The 16,636-nt window shown below is 68.6% G+C and carries 12 protein-coding genes; 6 read left to right on the top strand and 6 right to left on the bottom strand.

Features of this window, described 5'->3' with window-relative positions:
- Positions 1-11 precede the first annotated feature (11 nt).
- The 3 genes from AC3FKG_RS16320 to hemL all read right to left on the bottom strand — a co-directional run bounded on the left by AC3FKG_RS16320 (position 12) and on the right by hemL (position 2,893).
- Entirely contained in the window at positions 12-881 is an 870-nt protein-coding gene (locus AC3FKG_RS16320; RefSeq protein WP_483710676.1) for a TPM domain-containing protein, read from the bottom strand.
- A gap of 13 nt (positions 882-894) precedes the next feature.
- A complete protein-coding gene (locus AC3FKG_RS16315; RefSeq protein WP_488743556.1) occupies positions 895-1,521 on the bottom strand; it encodes a LemA family protein in 627 nt (208 codons plus the stop codon).
- Positions 1,522-1,603: 82 nt separating this feature from the next.
- Positions 1,604-2,893 (bottom strand): glutamate-1-semialdehyde 2,1-aminomutase, encoded by a 1,290-nt coding sequence (gene hemL / locus AC3FKG_RS16310; RefSeq protein ID WP_488743555.1) that lies wholly within the window; start codon positions 2,891-2,893, stop codon positions 1,604-1,606.
- A 233-nt stretch (positions 2,894-3,126) separates the two neighbouring features.
- Between hemL and AC3FKG_RS16305 the strand changes: the two genes are divergently transcribed.
- The 6 genes from AC3FKG_RS16305 to AC3FKG_RS16280 all read left to right on the top strand — a co-directional run bounded on the left by AC3FKG_RS16305 (position 3,127) and on the right by AC3FKG_RS16280 (position 13,391).
- Entirely contained in the window at positions 3,127-3,297 is a 171-nt protein-coding gene (locus AC3FKG_RS16305; RefSeq protein WP_008644874.1) for a rubredoxin, read from the top strand.
- Positions 3,298-3,637: 340 nt separating this feature from the next.
- Positions 3,638-4,120 carry a response regulator gene (locus tag AC3FKG_RS16300; RefSeq protein WP_483710679.1) on the top strand — a complete coding sequence of 161 codons (483 nt, stop codon included), beginning with the start codon at positions 3,638-3,640 and terminating at the stop codon, positions 4,118-4,120.
- A 22-nt stretch (positions 4,121-4,142) separates the two neighbouring features.
- Entirely contained in the window at positions 4,143-4,514 is a 372-nt protein-coding gene (locus AC3FKG_RS16295) for a response regulator (RefSeq protein WP_483710680.1), read from the top strand.
- A 36-nt stretch (positions 4,515-4,550) separates the two neighbouring features.
- On the top strand, positions 4,551-5,099 hold the full coding sequence (locus AC3FKG_RS16290) for a chemotaxis protein CheW (protein WP_483710681.1): 549 nt from the start codon (positions 4,551-4,553) through the stop codon (positions 5,097-5,099).
- 120 nt (positions 5,100-5,219) lie between these two features.
- Entirely contained in the window at positions 5,220-7,412 is a 2,193-nt protein-coding gene (locus AC3FKG_RS16285; RefSeq protein ID WP_488743554.1) for a methyl-accepting chemotaxis protein, read from the top strand.
- A 69-nt stretch (positions 7,413-7,481) separates the two neighbouring features.
- A complete protein-coding gene (locus AC3FKG_RS16280; RefSeq protein ID WP_488743553.1) occupies positions 7,482-13,391 on the top strand; it encodes an Hpt domain-containing protein in 5,910 nt (1,969 codons plus the stop codon).
- 139 nt (positions 13,392-13,530) lie between these two features.
- Here the strand turns inward: AC3FKG_RS16280 and AC3FKG_RS16275 are convergent, their stop codons facing one another.
- From AC3FKG_RS16275 to AC3FKG_RS16265, 3 genes are all read right to left on the bottom strand, one after another.
- Complete coding sequence (locus AC3FKG_RS16275; protein ID WP_483710684.1) at positions 13,531-14,046, bottom strand: hypothetical protein; 516 nt, start codon at positions 14,044-14,046, stop codon at positions 13,531-13,533.
- A 415-nt stretch (positions 14,047-14,461) separates the two neighbouring features.
- Positions 14,462-15,772 (bottom strand): MFS transporter, encoded by a 1,311-nt coding sequence (locus AC3FKG_RS16270; protein ID WP_483710685.1) that lies wholly within the window; start codon positions 15,770-15,772, stop codon positions 14,462-14,464.
- 90 nt (positions 15,773-15,862) lie between these two features.
- A complete protein-coding gene (locus AC3FKG_RS16265; RefSeq protein WP_483710686.1) occupies positions 15,863-16,621 on the bottom strand; it encodes an SDR family oxidoreductase in 759 nt (252 codons plus the stop codon).
- Between the last annotated feature and the right edge of the window lie 15 nt (positions 16,622-16,636).

Here is a 16,636-nt window from a genome sequence, read left to right as displayed (position 1 = left end):
GTCCGCTCTCCTTACCAGTTGCCGGAGGCGCCGCCGCCGTCGAAGCCGCCGCCGCCTCCGCCGCTGAAGCCACCCCCGCCGCCCGAGCCGCCACCGAAGTCACCGCCGCCGCCGAAGCCGCCGCGACGTCCCCAGTCGCTGCCCATGCCGTAGCCGCCCAGTCCGCCGAGTCCGCCCGCGATCACGTCGCGGCCGCGCGGCGTGGTGATGATCTGCGGACCGCGCCGCCGCGTGGCGGCCGTCAGGAAGAAGAACACGATGATGGCCAGCGGAAACAGCACCGGCAGCCAGTCCGACCAGAATGACGATTCCTGCTTGCGCGGCTGCGGGCCGGCCAGGCCTTCCTTGTCGATGGTGGCCTGGATCGCGGAAATGCCGGCCGACAGCCCGCCATAGAAGTCGTTCTGGCGGAAGTGCGGGGCCATGATGTCCTGCAGGATGCGCTTGGACATGGCGTCCGTGAGCGAGCCCTGCACGCCGCGGCCAACCTCCAGCCGCATCTTGCGCAAGCCCGGCGGGTTGTCCTTGGCAATCAGGACGATCACGCCGTCATCGATGCCCTTGCGCCCGGCGCGCCAGGCGTCGGCCACGCGGATGCTGTAGGCGTCGATGGTCTCGGGCTCGGTGGTCGGCAGCATCAGGACGAAGATCTGGCTGCCGCGCTGCTGCTCGTACTCGGCCAGCACGTTTTCCAGCGCGGTGCGCTGGGGGGCGGATAGGGTGTTGGTCAGGTCCGTGACGCGCTGCGTCAGTGGCGGCACCGGTACGAAACCGTCATTGGCCGCCAGGGCCGGCATAGCCAGCGCGCTGGCCAGCCAGAGCAGCGCGGCCAGCCAGTGGCGCCAGGATCGGAAGGCGGGCAAATCCATCAGGGTGCCCATGATTGCCTTGCTGTCAGAACTTGACGGCCGGCGGTGTGGAGATGGCCTTCTCGTTTTCCACCGCGAACGAAGGCTTGACCTCGTACTTGAACACCATGGCCGTGAGATTGGTGGGGAAACTGCGCGCGAGCACGTTGTAGTCGCGCACGGCAACAATGTAGCGCTGGCGGGCCACGGTGATGCGGTTCTCGGTGCCTTCGAGCTGCGATTGCAAGTCGCGGAACGAGGCATCGGCCTTCAGCTGCGGGTAGTTCTCGGACACCGCCAGCAGGCGCGACAGGGCGCCGGACAACTCGCCCTGGGCCTGCTGGAAGCGCTTGAACGCTTCAGGATCGTTCAGGGTCTCGGGCGATACCTGGATTCTGGTGGCGGCGGCGCGTGCCTTGGTTACGGCCTCGAGCGTTTCGCGCTCGTGCGTGGCGTAGCCCTTGACCGTGTTGACCAGGTTGGGGATCAGGTCGGCGCGCCGCTGGTACTGGTTGACGACCTCGCCCCAGGCCGCCTTGACCGCCTCGTCCTTGGTCTGGAAGTCGTTATAGCCGCAGGCCGACAGCAGGCTGGCCAGGCAGGCCAGCAGCAGCCAGCGGAACCAGCCGGCAGCCCGGTTCGAGGAGGAGGGCAGGGGCAGAGAGGCGCGCATCGGGGGCTCCCGGGTTGAGGCGAATCTCAAGTGTAGCGCACGGCGCGTTACCGCCGGCGGCGACCCGGGGGAGCGGTCCGCGTCAGGCCGCGAAGGCCTTGCGCGCGGCGTCCAGCGTGGCCTGCAGGATGGCGTCGTCGTGGCAGGCCGAGACAAAGCCCGCCTCGAAGGCCGACGGTGCCAGGTACACGCCGTTATCGAGCATGGCGTGGAAGAAGCGGTTGAAGCGCGCGGTATCGCTTTTCGTGACTTCCGCAAAGCTGCCCGGCACGCCTTCGCGGAAGTAGAGGCCGAACATGCCGCCGATCGCGTCGGCGGCAAAGGGCACGCCGGCGGCGCGGGCGGCTTCGCCCAGGCCATCGGCCAGCTTGCGGGTTTGTGCGGCAAGCTTGTCATAGAAGCCGGGCGCCTGGATCAGCCGCAGCGTGGTCAGGCCAGCGGCCACCGCCAGCGGGTTGCCAGACAGCGTGCCGGCCTGGTACACGCCGCCCAGCGGCGCCAGCCTGGCCATGATGTCGCGCCGGCCGCCAAAGGCCGCCGCGGGCATGCCGCCGCCGATGACCTTGCCCAGGCAGGTCAGGTCCGGCGTCATGCCGTAGTGCGCCTGGGCGCCGCCCAGCGCCACGCGGAAGCCGGTCATGACTTCGTCGAAGATCAGCACGGCACCGTCGCGCGTGCATAGTTCGCGCATGGCCTTCAGGAAGGCGTCGCTCGCACGCACCAGGTTCATGTTGCCGGCGACCGGCTCGACGATCACGGCGGCGATCTCGCCCGCGTGCTTGGCGAACGCCTGCTCCAGCTGCTCGACGTTGTTGTACTCGAGCACCATGGTGTGGCGCGTCACGTCGGCGGGCACGCCTGCCGAGGACGGCGCGTTCTGCGTGGTGTCGGCAAAGGTCAGCAGGCCCGAGCCGGCCTTGACCAGCAGGCTGTCGGCATGGCCGTGGTAGCAGCCTTCGAACTTGATGATCAGGTCGCGGCCGGTGAAGCCGCGCGCAAGGCGCAGCGCGCTCATGGTCGCCTCGGTGCCGGAGGAAACCAGCCGCACCTGTTCGATGGACGGCACCAGCTTGCAGATTTCCTCGGCCATCTCGATCTCGCCTTCGGTCGGCGCGCCGAACGAGAAGCTGTGCGTGGCGGTCTCCTGCACGGCGCGCACCACCTCCGGGTGGGCGTGGCCCACGATCATCGGGCCCCAGGAGCCGATGTAGTCAATGTAGCGCTGGCCCTCGGCATCCCACATATAGGCCCCTTCGGCGCGCGTGATGAAGCGCGGCGTGCCGCCCACCGAGCGGAAGGCGCGCACGGGCGAATTGACGCCGCCGGGAATGGTTTGCTGGGCACGGTCGAAGAGCTGCTGGTTACGGGACATGGTCTGCCTGGTCTAAAACTCGGGAAACGCGTTCAAGCGGACGCGAACTGGCGCCAAAGGATGGGCAAAGCGGTGCAATGCGCGGGAATAGCGCGGCTTTTATCCCGTATTTGTACGCTAACGTGCGCGAACACGGCGGATTTGGCACGATTCTGGCTAACGCGGCTGGCGCCGTCGGCGCCGATTCGGTACCATCTGCGCTGAATTTTAATGGAGAGCGGCCAGAGCCTGTTATGGAATACAAGACTTGGATGTGCCTGATCTGTGGCTGGATCTACGATGAGGCTGCCGGCGCGCCGGAAGACGGTATTGCCCCGGGCACCAAATGGGAAGATGTGCCCATCAACTGGACCTGCCCGGAGTGCGGGGCCCGCAAGGAAGATTTCGAGATGGTGGCCATCTGAGGCCACGGCTCGCGGGCGTCGGGCGCGCGGCATCGCCGCGTCGCGCCGACGCGACAATTCGCCGGACCGTGCCGGTCGCTCCGGATTGACGGCCCTCCGGCGTCTTGTCACACTCTGTCGCAAAATGATCCTTCGTCCATCCCGCCATTTGGGGGTGGCAAAGGACGGAAAGGCAGGTGCGGGTTCCACGTGCCGCCACAGGCCGGTCTTATGACCGGCCTTTTGCAGGGAAGATTATTCGGGGTTCCGTCGGGGCGGCTGGCCAGGCCAGGCCGTCCCGCGCGGGTGTTCTCAAGAGATTGCCGGTGCTCCGCAGGGAGACGCTGGTCGCGGGAACAACATGCGGGTCGCACAACCAACAGAAAACCATTGGGTCAATGCCGGCGCCAGCGCGCAGCCGGAACCGGAGCCGGCGTCCGCGCCGGCATCGTCGCGCAAAGTGCTGGTGATCGATGATTCCAGCACCATCCGCCGTACGGCGGAGATCTTCCTGTCGCAGGCGGGCTATCAGGTCGTGCTTGCCGAGGATGGTTTCGAAGCGCTTGCCAAGGTCGGCGACATGCGTCCCGATCTCATCTTCTGCGACATCCTGATGCCGCGTCTCGACGGCTACCAGACCTGCTCGCTGATCAAGAAAAGTCCGCGTTTCCACGCCATTCCCGTGGTCATGCTGTCCTCGCGCGACGGCGTGTTCGACCGCTCGCGCGGGCGCCTGGTCGGCGCGCGCGATCACCTTGCCAAGCCCTTTACGCGTGACACGCTCTTGCAAGCCGTCCAGGCGTGCATGCCTGCCCAGGCGGCCGGCAACGCGCTGCCGGCATGACCCGGATTCAAGGAACTGACTCATGACAACCATCAACAAGATCCTCATCGTCGATGATTCGCCCACCGAAGCCCTGTTCATGTCCGACCTGCTCGGCAAGCAGGGCTTCAAGGTCTCCGTCGCCGGCAACAGCGAACAGGCATTCACGCGCCTGGAGGCCGAGGCCTTCGACCTGATCCTCATGGATGTGGTGATGCCCGGCCAGAACGGCTACCAGGCCACGCGCGCCATCAAGCGCGACGACCGCTTCAAGGATATCCCCGTGATCATGTGCACCAGCAAGGGCCTGGACACCGATCGCATCTGGGGCATGCGACAGGGGGCTTCGGACTACATCGTCAAGCCGGTCGACAGCAAGGAATTGCTCACCAAGATCGCGGCGCTGTCCCACTGACGGCACCCGTCATCAGCCAGTAAGCTGGAGACGCACATGAACGCGCCACGCCAAGACCTACGCACCCGCCAGACCCGCCTGCAGGATTACCAGGCCATGCTGGCCAGGCGCCTGCGCGAAGCCCGCAACGTGCCCGCGGCGGACAGCTACCTGGCGCTGCAGGTGGGCCAGCGCGGCTGGCTGCTGCCGCTGGCGCAGACCGGCGAGGTGCTCGACATGCGGCAGCCGAGCCGCGTGCCGCTGACGCAGCCGTGGTATGCCGGCCTGGTCAATGCGCGCGGCAACCTGCTGGGCGTGGTGGATTTCGGCCTGTTCTGCGGCGAGGGACCAACCCCGCTGCAGCCGGGCAGCAAGATCGTGGTGCTGTCGCGCCAGGTCGAGCGGGCCTGCGGCATCCTGGCCACGCGCGTGGTCGGCCTGCGCCACGCTGCGGACCTGCGTGCGCCCGCGCAGGACCCGGCGGCCGATGCCGCATGGGAAGGCCGGCATCTCCATGATGGCGATGGCCGGGCCTGGCAGGTGCTGGACGTGCGCGCGCTGCTCGATGCGCCGGCGTTCCTCCAGGCAGGCCGGGTCGCTGCATAGCCGCGTGCGGAGTTCCGGCGCCGTGGGTCGCGGTGTCGGGGGCAGCAGAATTAAGAATAAATAACGCGGCGGCGCGGGTCGAGGCCGCCCCAGACAACGATTCAACGGACAGAGGGTGCTATGGGGTTCAAGAAAATCAGCCTGGGAAGCCGGAAGCCGGCCGCCGACGCGGCTGCGGGCCTGGTGGAGGACCGCGCCGGCGCGGCATCGGCCGGCATGCGTGCCGGCGGGCTGGGCCGTTCCCCTGTCGATGCCGCGTCGTCATGGCTGGAACGCATGCCGTTCTCGTCGCAGCAGCGTGGGCTCACCATCGGCGTGGTGGTGTCGCTGGTGGCGCTGCTCGGCTCGGTGTACATGGACAACCGCATCGCCAACAACGCCGCCGCGCAGATCGAGATCTCCGGCGACATGCTGATGCACTCGCAGCGCCTGGGCAAGGCCGCGCCGGTGGCGCTGCTGGGCAACGTGCAGGCCTTCACGCAGCTGCGCCAGTCCAAGGAAGCGCTGGCCGAAGACTTGCAGGCCCTGCTCGCGGGCAGCGTCGAGAAGCAGGTGCGCGCCACCACGGGTGCGGCGCAGGCCCTGCTGGAAACCGCGATCAGTTCGTGGAAGCGCAGCGAGAAGAGTGCCGCCGACGTGCTCGCGCAGCAGCCGGTGCTGACCACGATCGGCCAGACGCTGCAGGTCTTCAACGCCTCGAACCCCGAACTGCTCGAGGCCGCGGAACAGGTTGCCGCGCTCAAGCTGCAGTCCGGCTCCAACACGCGCGAGGTCGCCGCCTCGGCGCAGCTGGTGATGCTGACGCAGCGCCTGGGCAAGAACCTGAACGAGTTCCTGTCGGGCGAAGGCGTGAACCCCGAGACGGCGTTCCTGCTCGGCAAGGACACCAACACCTTCCGCGAGACGCTCGACGGCCTGCTCAACGGCAGCGAGGCGCTGCGGCTCAACGCTGCGACCGATGCCGAGACGCGCGGCTACCTGCAGCAGCTTTCGCAACGCTTCGACGCGGTGCAGAAGACCACCCAGACGATCCTGCAGAACCTGCCCGGCCTGATCGCCGCCAAGCGCGCGCAGCAGCAGATCTTCAACGACAACGAAGCCCTGCGCGGCGAACTTTCCGCGCTGCAGAAGTCCTACGCCGAGGCGGCGCGCTTCCGTCCCGTGACGCTGGGCGCCACCTTGATTTCGGCGCTGATGACGCTGTTGTGCCTGGCCGGCCTGGCCGCGCTGTACCTGCGCGATTCGCGCCTGCGCGCCGTGGAAGCCGAGGCGCGCGAGCGTGAAGCCGAAACGCGCCGCCTGGAGGAAAAGCGTAACAACGACACCACGCAGAAGGCCATTCTGCAGCTGATGAACGAGCTGCAGGACATCGCCGACGGCGACCTCACGCGCCAGGCCACCGTGACCGAGGACATCACCGGCGCCATCGCCGACTCGGTGAACTACACGGTGGAAGAACTGCGCGAACTGGTGGGCCGCGTGCAGCAGACGGCCGGGGAAGTGACGCTGGCCTCGGGCCAGGTGCAGGCGACCTCCAACCAGCTTGCCACGACGACGGAAGAGCAGTCGCGCCAGATCCGCCAGACCGGTGAATCGGTGGTGGACATGGCCGACCGCATCACGCAGGTGTCGCGCGGCGCGGCCGAGTCGGCCAATGTGGCGCGCGCCTCGCTGACTGCCGCGGAGCAGGGGCAGCACGCCGTGCAGAACGCCATCGCGGGCATGAACGACATCCGCGAGCAGATCCAGGAAACGTCCAAGCGCATCAAGCGCCTGGGCGAGTCGTCGCAGGAGATCGGTGAAATCGTCGAGCTGATCTCGGACATTACCGAGCAGACCAACGTGCTGGCACTCAACGCCGCCATCCAGGCGGCGTCCGCCGGCGAAGCCGGCCGCGGCTTCACGGTGGTGGCCGAAGAAGTGCAGCGCCTGGCCGAACGCTCCGGCGAGGCCACCAAGCAGATCGGCGCGCTGATCCGCACCATCCAGACCGATACCCAGGATGCGGTGCACGCCATGGAGCGCAGCACGCAGGGCGTGGTGGAAGGTGCGCGCCTGTCGGACAATGCCGGCGCCGCACTGCAGGAAATTGGCCGCGTGTCGCGCCAGCTGGCCGAGCTGATCGAGCAGATTTCCCGCTCCACCTCGCACGAGGCGGACCTGGCCGGCGGCGTCGCCCGTCACATCGAACGCATTCTGCAGGCGACCGAGCACACCACCGCCGGTACCCGCCAGACCGCGAATTCGGTGCGCGAGCTGACGCAGCTGACCGAAGAGCTCCGCAATTCCGTATCGCGGTTCAAGATTGCCTGACCTTGATGACGCCCGCTGTCGCGTCTGGACTGCCCCGCCTCGCGCGCAAAGGCCGCAATGGAAGCCGTGATGTCCTTGAATTCTCCCTTACCGCGTGACCCCGCCGAGCCGCTGCCGCAGATGCTGTCAGCGGACCTGACCCACGCGCCGCTGGCGGATGCGCCTGAGCCGGCCATGCCGGCCTCGCGCGACCTGTCCGTGCTGGCGTGGGTGGCACCGAGCCTGCGCGCCGCGCTGGACGATGCCGCGACCGAGCTGTCCCACTACGTCGACGAAGTCCAGCAGGCGCCCGAGGCGCTGGGCGCGCGCGATACCACGTCGCTGCGCCTGGCCGGTCAACAACTTCACCAGGCAGCGGGCGCCGTGCATATCGTGGGCCTGCGCGGGGTCGACCCGTACTGCCAGGCGTTGCGACGCCTGCTCGAGGGCCTTGACGGCGGCGGCGTGGCGGCCAATGCCGGCACGCTCGCCGTGTTCCGGACCGGCGTGCAGGCGCTTGCCGAATACGTCGACGACCTGATGGCAGGCGACGAGCAGGACCCGCTGCGGCTGTTCCGTCCGTATGCCGAGATCCTGTCGCTGCTCGGCGACGAGCGCGTGCATCCGGCCGACCTGTGGCTCGACGAGCTGCAGATGCTGCCCGGCATCCTGCTGCCCACGCGCAACGCAACGGCCGTCACGCGCGCGCGCCAGCGCTATGAAGCCGCGCTGCTCAAGGCGCTGCGGCTGCCCCTGCAGTGCACCGAGTCAGAGCGGCTGCGCGAAGCGTACCTGCCGTTGCAGGAAGCGCTGGACGACGTCCGCGCCGGCGAGCAGGAGGCGCGCCGCGCCACCGACCACCCGGACCGTGGCGTCTGGCATGTGCTGGCGCTGGTGTTCCGCGCCCTGGCCCACGGCTTGCTGCCGTCCGACCTGCTATCGAAGCGTTTTGCCGGCCGTGCCCACCTGTTGCTGCGGCAATACCAGCAGGGGCAGGTGCGCGTGCCGCAGGCCTTGCTCAACGATGCCATCTTCCTGCTGGTCTGCACCTTGTCCGCGCAGGAGGACCCCCCTCTGCACGGCGTGGACGAGATCGCCCTGACGACGGTGCGCGCCGATATCGCGCGCACCGTGCAGGCGTTCCGCCTCGACCGCGCGCACGCGACGCCCGGCGCCGACCACCGTTTGCGCTACTACGGCTGGCTCGATCCGATCGACACCCGCAACCTGCAGCAGGCCGCTGCGGGGCTGGAGCGTGCCGCCGAAGGCGATCCCGCGGGCTGGGAGATCGCGCTCGCGGCGCTGGCCGAGGCCGCGCAGCCGCTCGCGCAGCCGGCCCTGCAGCTGTGCCTGTCGCAGGCCGCGCTCCGGCCCGGCGCGGCACCCGACCGCCACGAGGCGCTCGGCGCCACCGGCATCGCCGTGTTCCTGTCGCGGGCGCTGGCATTGCCCTGGCGCGTGCATGGCATGAGCCCGAATCCCACGGCAGCGGTCTTCGCCGCGCGCTGCGAGGAACTCGCGCAATGCCTGGCCGACCCGGCCGCCGTGGCGCCGGCGTGGCTGGCGCGCATGGCCGACGAAGCCCGCGCCCAGGCGGCGCGCGTGCAGGCCGTCGCGCAGTTGCGCGCGCAGCTGGACGGCGGCGAATCGTGGCTCGATACCTATGACCGCAACGCGGCCCGGCCCGATGCCGGGACCAGCCTGGCGGAAGCCGTGCAGGCCTTCGAGGCGTTGCGCGCCACGCTGGATGCGTTGCTGGACACCGATGGCCTGCCGCACGGGCTGAACGACGACGCGCAACAGGCCGGTGAGGCCGTGCAGGAGGCGGTGCGTCAAGCCGGCAGGCTCGGCGCCGGCGTCGACGAGACCTTGCGCGGCGAGACCCTGTCCGCCATCGCCGAGACGCTGGGCACCGTCCATGCGTTTATCGATGCGCTGGAGCTGGGCCGCAGCCGCCACGAAGCCGAGGACGAGGAACTCGACGAAGCGCTGGCGCTGCGCCAGACGGGCGCGGTCGGCAACGATCCGCTGTCGGTGGCACGTGCCGCGGCCAGCGAAGCCATCCGCACCGGCGCCACTGCCGACACGCCACCGGTCCAGCGACTGCGCACCGCGCTGCAGACGCTGATGGACCAGGCTGCCATCGACGACAATGCCGCGCTGCGCCGCCAGGCCACCGAAGCCAGCACGCAGCTCAATGCGTGGCTGGCCGGCAGCGACACATCGGGTGAACGGCTGGTGGCGGCACTGGCCGAGCCGATGCCGGTCGTCCCGCAGGGGGCCGGACCGACGATGGCGCCCGACGATGGCGCCGCGCTCGATGCCGAACTGTTCGGGATCTTCCTGCACGAGGCCGACGAAGTTCTCGGTGGCATTGCAGGCGACCTGGGTTCGGGCCTGGACGCGCTCGGCGATGCCGATACGCTTAGCCGCATCCGGCGCGCTTTCCATACGCTCAAGGGCTCGAGCCGCATGGTCGGCCTGCATCGCTACGGCGAAGCGGCCTGGGCCGTGGAGCAGGTGATGAACCTGTGGATCGCCGAGGCACGCGAGCCCGTGGCGGCCCTGCTCAGCCTGCTGCGCCGCGCGCACGCGGAGTTGTCCGCGTGGGTGGCGCTGCTGCATCGCGATGCCGGCGCGGTCCATGACATCGCGCCGCTTGTCGCCGCGGCCGAGGCGGTGCGCGATCCGCAGCCGGAAGCGCCCGCAGTTTCCGACACGGCGGAGCCGGAACAGGTCTTCATCGACGGCGCGCCGGTACCGGGCACCATGGTTGCGGAGGCATCCGAAGCTGCGCCCGAGGCCGGGAGCGAGGCGCCCGCCGCCGCTCCCGACGACGACAACGTCATCCCGTTCCGCCTGTCTGGCGCGCTGTCCGGCGAGGACGACAACTTCAAGGTCATCGGCCCGATCCGCATCGGCCTGCCGCTCTACAACGTCTACCTGCAGGAGGCCGACGATCTCCTGCGCCAGTTCGCCACCGACATTTCCGAGTGGCGCCATGAGAACCACCCGTGCCCGAGCGAGCTGGCGCTGCGCGTCGCTCACACGCTGCAGGGCAGCGCCTCGACGGTGGGGCTGGAACCCGTGCGCGAGATTGCCGAGGCGCTCGAACAATTGCTGCTGCAGCTCGGCGCGCACCCGGTCGCCATTCACCCCGGTGATTTCCGCCTGCTGGAGCAGGCGGTCGAACGGTTGCGCGGCATGCTGCATCAGTTCGCCGCGGGGATCTGGCCCGAGGCGGATGCCAGCCTGCACCGCAGCCTGACCGAGTTCGGCGAGCGCGCACTGCTGCGCCCGCGGGTCCAGGTGCCGGCTCCGCAGGCGCCGGCCGAGCCGGATGGCTCCGTGGCCAGCCTGTTCGGTCAATTGCCCGCGCACGTTCCGGAGCCGGAAGCGAACGCAGAACCCCCCGCAGCGGAAAAGCCAGCCCAGCCGGCATCCCCGGCATCGCAGGCACCGCAGGCACCGGCGGCGGTGACGCATGACGCGGTGGTGATTCCGTTGCCGACGCCCCCCCGTCCGCTGCCGGTGGCGGTCGTGCAGGCCGATACCACCGAACTGGACGCTACCCTCGTCGAGATCTTCCTGGAGGAAGCGCACGGCAGCCTGCCCGAACTCGGCCGGCTGGTGCGCACGTGGGAAGCGGCGCCCGAAGACGCCAGGCAAGGTGGCCTGGTGCTGCGCGCACTGCATACGCTCAAGGGCAGTGCGCGCATGGCCGGCGCCATGGCGCTGGGGCAGGCCGCGCACGAGATGGAAACGCTGCTCGACGCGAGCCTGCGCGCGCAGCGCGTCGGTCCGCAGCTGTTCAGTCGCCTGTATGCGTGGTACGACCGGATCCTGATGCATGTTGAGGCCCTGCAGGCTGGCCGCCTGCTCGTGCCGGACGATCCTGACGTCATCAACGGGCTGGCCGCGCCGGAACCGCCCGCTACGCCGGTGATGGCCAGCGTCGCCGCCCCCAAGACGGAAAGCGCGGAAAGCACGGAAAGCGCGGGCGCGGCGTTGCCGGTGCCGCTCGGCACGGCCACGGCTGGCGCGCCGGCGCAGGTACCGGTGCCGGACGCGTCCGAGCGCCAGCGCGCATTGGTGCGCGTGCAGGCCCGCGCGCTCGATACGCTGATCAACGAGTCCGGCGAAGTCGGCGCCACGCGTGCGCGGCTGGAAAGCGAACTCGATTCCATGCGCGCCTACCTGGGCGAACTGAACGACAACGTGGCGCGCCTGCGCGGCCAGTTGCGCGAGATCGAAATCCAGGCGGAATCGCAGATGGCCTCGCGCATTGCCGACGCCCAGCACAAGCAGGACTTCGATCCGCTCGAATTCGACCGCTTCACGCGCTTCCAGGAACTGACGCGGATGATGGCCGAGTCGGTCAACGACGTGGCTACCGTGGAGCAGAACCTGCACCGCGGTTTCGATCGCACCGCCGGCGACCTGGCCGCACAGGCGCGGCTCACGCGCGGCCTGCAGCGCGGGCTGATGCAGGCCCGCATGGTGCAGTTCGACGCGCTGGCCGAGCGCCTCTATCGCGTTGCACGCCAGTCCGCCGCGGAGACCGGCAAGGAAGTCAGGCTGCTGATCAAAGGCGGTACGGTGGAGGTCGACAGGTCCGTGCTGGACCGCATGGCCGGCCCGATCGAGCACCTGATCCGCAATGCCGTGGCGCATGGCATCGAAACAGCGGAAGTCCGGCGCGCCGCTGGCAAATCGGCGGCCGGCTCGCTGACGCTGGAAGTGCAGCAGGAAGGCAACGAGGTCGTGCTGCATTTCGTCGACGATGGCGCGGGGCTGGACCTCGCGCGGATTCGCGCACGCGCCGTGGAGCGCGACCTGCTGGCGCCTGACGATGACGCCAGCGACGCGCGGCTGACGGAGATGATCTTTGCGCCCGGGTTCTCGACGGCCGATTCGGTCTCGGAGCTTGCCGGGCGCGGCGTGGGCATGGATGTCGTGCGCGCGGAAACCGTGGCACTGGGCGGACGCATCACGCTGTCGACCGCGGCCGGCCGCGGCACCACGTTCACGGTGCACCTGCCGCTGACCACGGCGATCACGCAAGTGCTGGTGGTGGGGCTGGGCGGGCGCATGTATGCGCTGCCGAGCGGCATGATCGACCAGGTCCAGCAGCTGCGCACGCAGGCCCTGCTTGATGCCTATAACCAGCGCCAGATCACCGTGGCCGGCAACGCCGTGCCGTTCCATTACTTTGGCGCGTTGCTCGAGGAAAGCGCGGCGACGCCGTCCGGCCGCAAGTATTCGCCGGTGGTGGTCGTGCGCAGCGGCACCGAGCGCGTGGCGGTCCATGTGGATGAAGTGGTGGGCAACCGCGAAGTGGTGGTCAAGCACATCGGTCCGCACCTGGCGCGCCTGGAAGGCATTGCTGGCGCCACCACCATGGGCGACGGCGAAATCGTGCTGATCTACAACCCGGTGGTGCTGGCCCAGCGCTTCGCGCGCGTGCGCGGCGAAGCAGCGCCCGCGGCCATGCAGTTGCCCGCTGCGCAGTCGCTGGGCGCGGTGGCCGAACTGGACGGCGATGGCGCCGCGACACCGGTTCCTGGACTGGTGATGCAGCCTACCGTGATGGTGGTGGACGATTCGCTGACCGTACGCAAGGCGGCGCATCGCCTGCTGTCGCGCGCCGGCTACGAGGTACTGCTGGCCCGCGATGGCGTCGATGCGCTCAAGCAGCTCCAGGACGTGATGCCGGACGCCATGCTGGTGGACATCGAGATGCCGCACATGGACGGCTTCGACCTGACCCGCAACGTGCGCGCCGACAGCCGCACCGCCCACATGCCGCTGGTGATGATCACCTCGCGCACGGCCGAGAAGCACCGGCGCTATGCGCAGGAAATCGGCGTGGACGTGTATCTCGGCAAGCCCTACAACGAGGACGAGTTGCTCGGCACGCTGCAGCGGCTGATCGGCGCACGTGCCGCCAATATGGCAGGTTCGGTCGCGCAGATGCTTGGGGATCAGCCGGAAGCCTGAAGCGGCTTGCGGGGCGCAGGCATGACAGAGTGGGCCGCCCCGAGGCGGCCCGCTTGCCTTGCGGACTTCGCTAAGCGAGTTCGATCAAGCGAGTTCGATCAAGCGAGCCGGCGCTCTATGCGCGCGGCTACGCAGTCAGTCACCAGCGCATCTGCGCATTGTGCGTGCCCGTGCTCACGACTTGCGTCTTGGTCCGGCCCTCATACGTCGCCCGCACGTTGTAGCTGCCCGTCGGTGCGCGCAGCAGGCACTTCGGGCCGTCCGCCACGAAGTTCGCGACTTCGCGCCCGTTGCGTGTCAGGCTCACGGTGACGTCCGACAGGTATTCGCCGCGCGGGCCCTGCGTGAAGAGCAGTCCCATATTGTAGTTGCCGGATTTCGCGTCCAGCGCGCGCTGTTCATCCGTGGCCACACCGCCGCAGATGTAGGTCACGGAGCCGGCCTTGCGCGGCACCATCGCATCGCGCGGCGGTGGCGGCGCAGGCGTAGCCAATGGCGGGGAGGGCGCTGGCGGGGAGGGCGCTGCCAGCGGCGGCGACGGTGCTGCCGGAGCCGTGTTGATCGGCGCGGGAGTCTGCGCAGGTGCCGCTGCCGGCGGTGTTGCCGTCGTGGGCGGCATCGATGGCGTGTCCAGTGCCGGCGGAGCGGGCGTCATGGGCGACGCCGCCGCATCCGCCGGTGCCGTGTAAGTCTGGGCTTGTCCCGCAGCCGGCACGAATGCAAACATTGCCAATGCGCAGGCGCCCGTGAGAAGCGCCAGCCGCCGTGCCTTTGCGCGCCATTCCGGCGTGCCTTGCAGGTGGCTGGGGCGGGGTATTTGTAGCGAGTGTTGCCGCATCTTGGCCTCCTTGACGAAAGAGGAAAGGACAGTGCCGCCAGCGCCCCTTGCGGGGGCAGGCAGTTGTCTATTCCATGCTAAGGAGAGATGCTGGCCCGCACTGCCCGTCAGGCTCCTACATGCATGTCGGCGGAGGGCGTTTCGCGGGAGGCGGGCGGCGCGCAGGCCACCCGCGATGTGCACGCCGCGGCAATCCGCGGCGATCCAGCCAGTGTGGGAGGCGGAGGAAGGATTACGATTTGCGGCCGACCAGCCTCGCCGGGACCGACAACGTCAGTGCGGCACCCACCACCAGGCAGGCGGCGAGCAGGTACATGCCGGAATCCGTGCTGTGGGTCAGGTCCTTGAGCCAGCCCACCGCATACGGGCTCAGGAAGCCGGCGAGGTTGCCGAGCGAATTGATCAGGGCGATGCCGGCGGCAGCGCCGGTCCCGGCCAGGAACGCCGTGGGCAGGCTCCAGAACAGTGGCAGCGTGGTCAGGATGCCGATGGTGGCCAGCGTGAGCGCCACCATGGCCAGGGCGGTGCTGTCATGCCATTGCACCGAGAGCACCAGGCCCAGCGCGCCCAGCACGGCCGGGATCGCAATGTGCCAGCGGCGCTCGCCCGAACGGTCCGCGCTGAACGCGACCACCACCATGCCGACCACGGCGCAGCCATAGGGAATGGCGGTCAGCAGGCCGATGTCCAACGCGCCCTTGACGCCGGTCTGCTTGATGATGGTCGGCAGCCAGAAGCTCACGCCATACAGGCCCATCACGAAGCAGAAGTAGATCGCACTCATCAGCCACACGCGCGGGCTCGACAGCACGGTGCCGATGGGCGGGTCTTCCTTGTGCGCGTCTTCGCTCGCGATATTGCGCTGGAGCAGCGCTTTCTCGTCGGCGCTGAGCCAGCTGGCGTGCGCGATGCGGTCATCGAGGTAGGCCAGCACCACCAGGCCGACCAGGATCGACGGGATGCCTTCGAGCAGGAACATCCATTGCCAGCCGGCCCAGCCGTTGTGGCCGTCGAAGGCCTGCATCGCCCAGCCCGACAGCGGGCCGCCGATCACGCCCGACAGCGCGATGGCGGTCATGAAGAACGTGGTGGTGCGCCCGCGCCGGTTGGCCGGGTACCAGTAGGTCAGGTACAGGATGATGCCGGGGAAGAAGCCGGCTTCCGCGATGCCAAGCAGGAAGCGCAGCACGTAGAACATGGTCGGCGTGGTGACGAACATCATCGCCGCGGAAATCACGCCCCACGTGATCATGATGCGCGCGATCCAGATGCGCGCGCCGACCTTGTGCAGGATCACGTTGCTCGGCACTTCGAACAGGAAGTAGCCGATAAAGAAGATGCCCGCGCCGAGACCGTAGATGGTCTCGCTGAACTTCAGGTCGCTGAGCATCTGCAGCTTGGCAAAGCCCACGTTGACGCGGTCCAGGTAGGCCACCACGTAGCACAGCAGCAGGAAAGGCACCAGCCGCCAGCTCACCTTGCGGTACGTGGCGTCTTCAAACGCGGCGTCGCCGACGCCGGGATTCACTGCAGTCGTTGTCATGCTGTCTCCTCGGGATGATTGCGCTTCTACGACGCTTCTACGATCGGTGATGCAGCTACAGCTACAGCCATGGCACGGACGACGCTACACCTATACGCAGCGGCCGCCGTCCACTTCAATGCAGGTGCCGGTGATGAACGCGGCTTCGTCGCTGGCCAGGTACAGGCAGGCGTTGGCGACATCCGACGGGGTCGACATGCGTCCCATCGGGATGGTGGCAAGGAATTTGGCGCGGTTCTCCGGCGTATCAGGCATGCCCATGAATTCTTCGAGCAGCCCGGTCGCGCCGATCACGGGATTGACGCAGTTGACGCGGATGTTGTCCTTGCCAAGCTCGGCCGCCATGGCCTTGCTGGCGGTGATGACGGCGCCCTTGCTGCCGTTGTACCAGACCAGGCCCGGGCGCGGCCGGATGCCGGCGGTCGAGGCGATATTGACGAACACGCCGCCGCCACGCTGGCGGAAATGCGGAATGAAAGCGCGCGCCGACCAGAAGATGCTCTTGACGTTGACCGCGTAGACGCGATCGAACTCGTCCTCGGTCACTTCCATGATCGGCTTGTTGCGGTGCGTGGTGCCGGCGTTGTTGACGACGATATGCACGTCGCCGAAGGCGGCCAGCGCGGCATCGCGCATGGCTTCGGTGTCGGCTTCGCGCGCGACGTCGGCGCGCACCGCGCCGGCCTGGCCGCCGGCCTCGCGAATCGCTGCGGCGACACGCTCGGCGGCGTCTTCGCGCAGGTCGGCCACCATGACGCGTGCGCCTTCGCGGGCGAATGTGTGCGCGATGCCTTCGCCAAAGCCGGACCCGCCGCCGGTTACTACGGCCACCTTGTCTGCCAGTCTCATCGCTCGTCTCCTTGG

It is taken from the genome of Cupriavidus sp. 22TCCZM04-2, from assembly GCF_057798895.1.
Note: the sequence above shows the minus strand (reverse complement) of the source record. Positions and strands in the feature narration are given on the sequence as shown.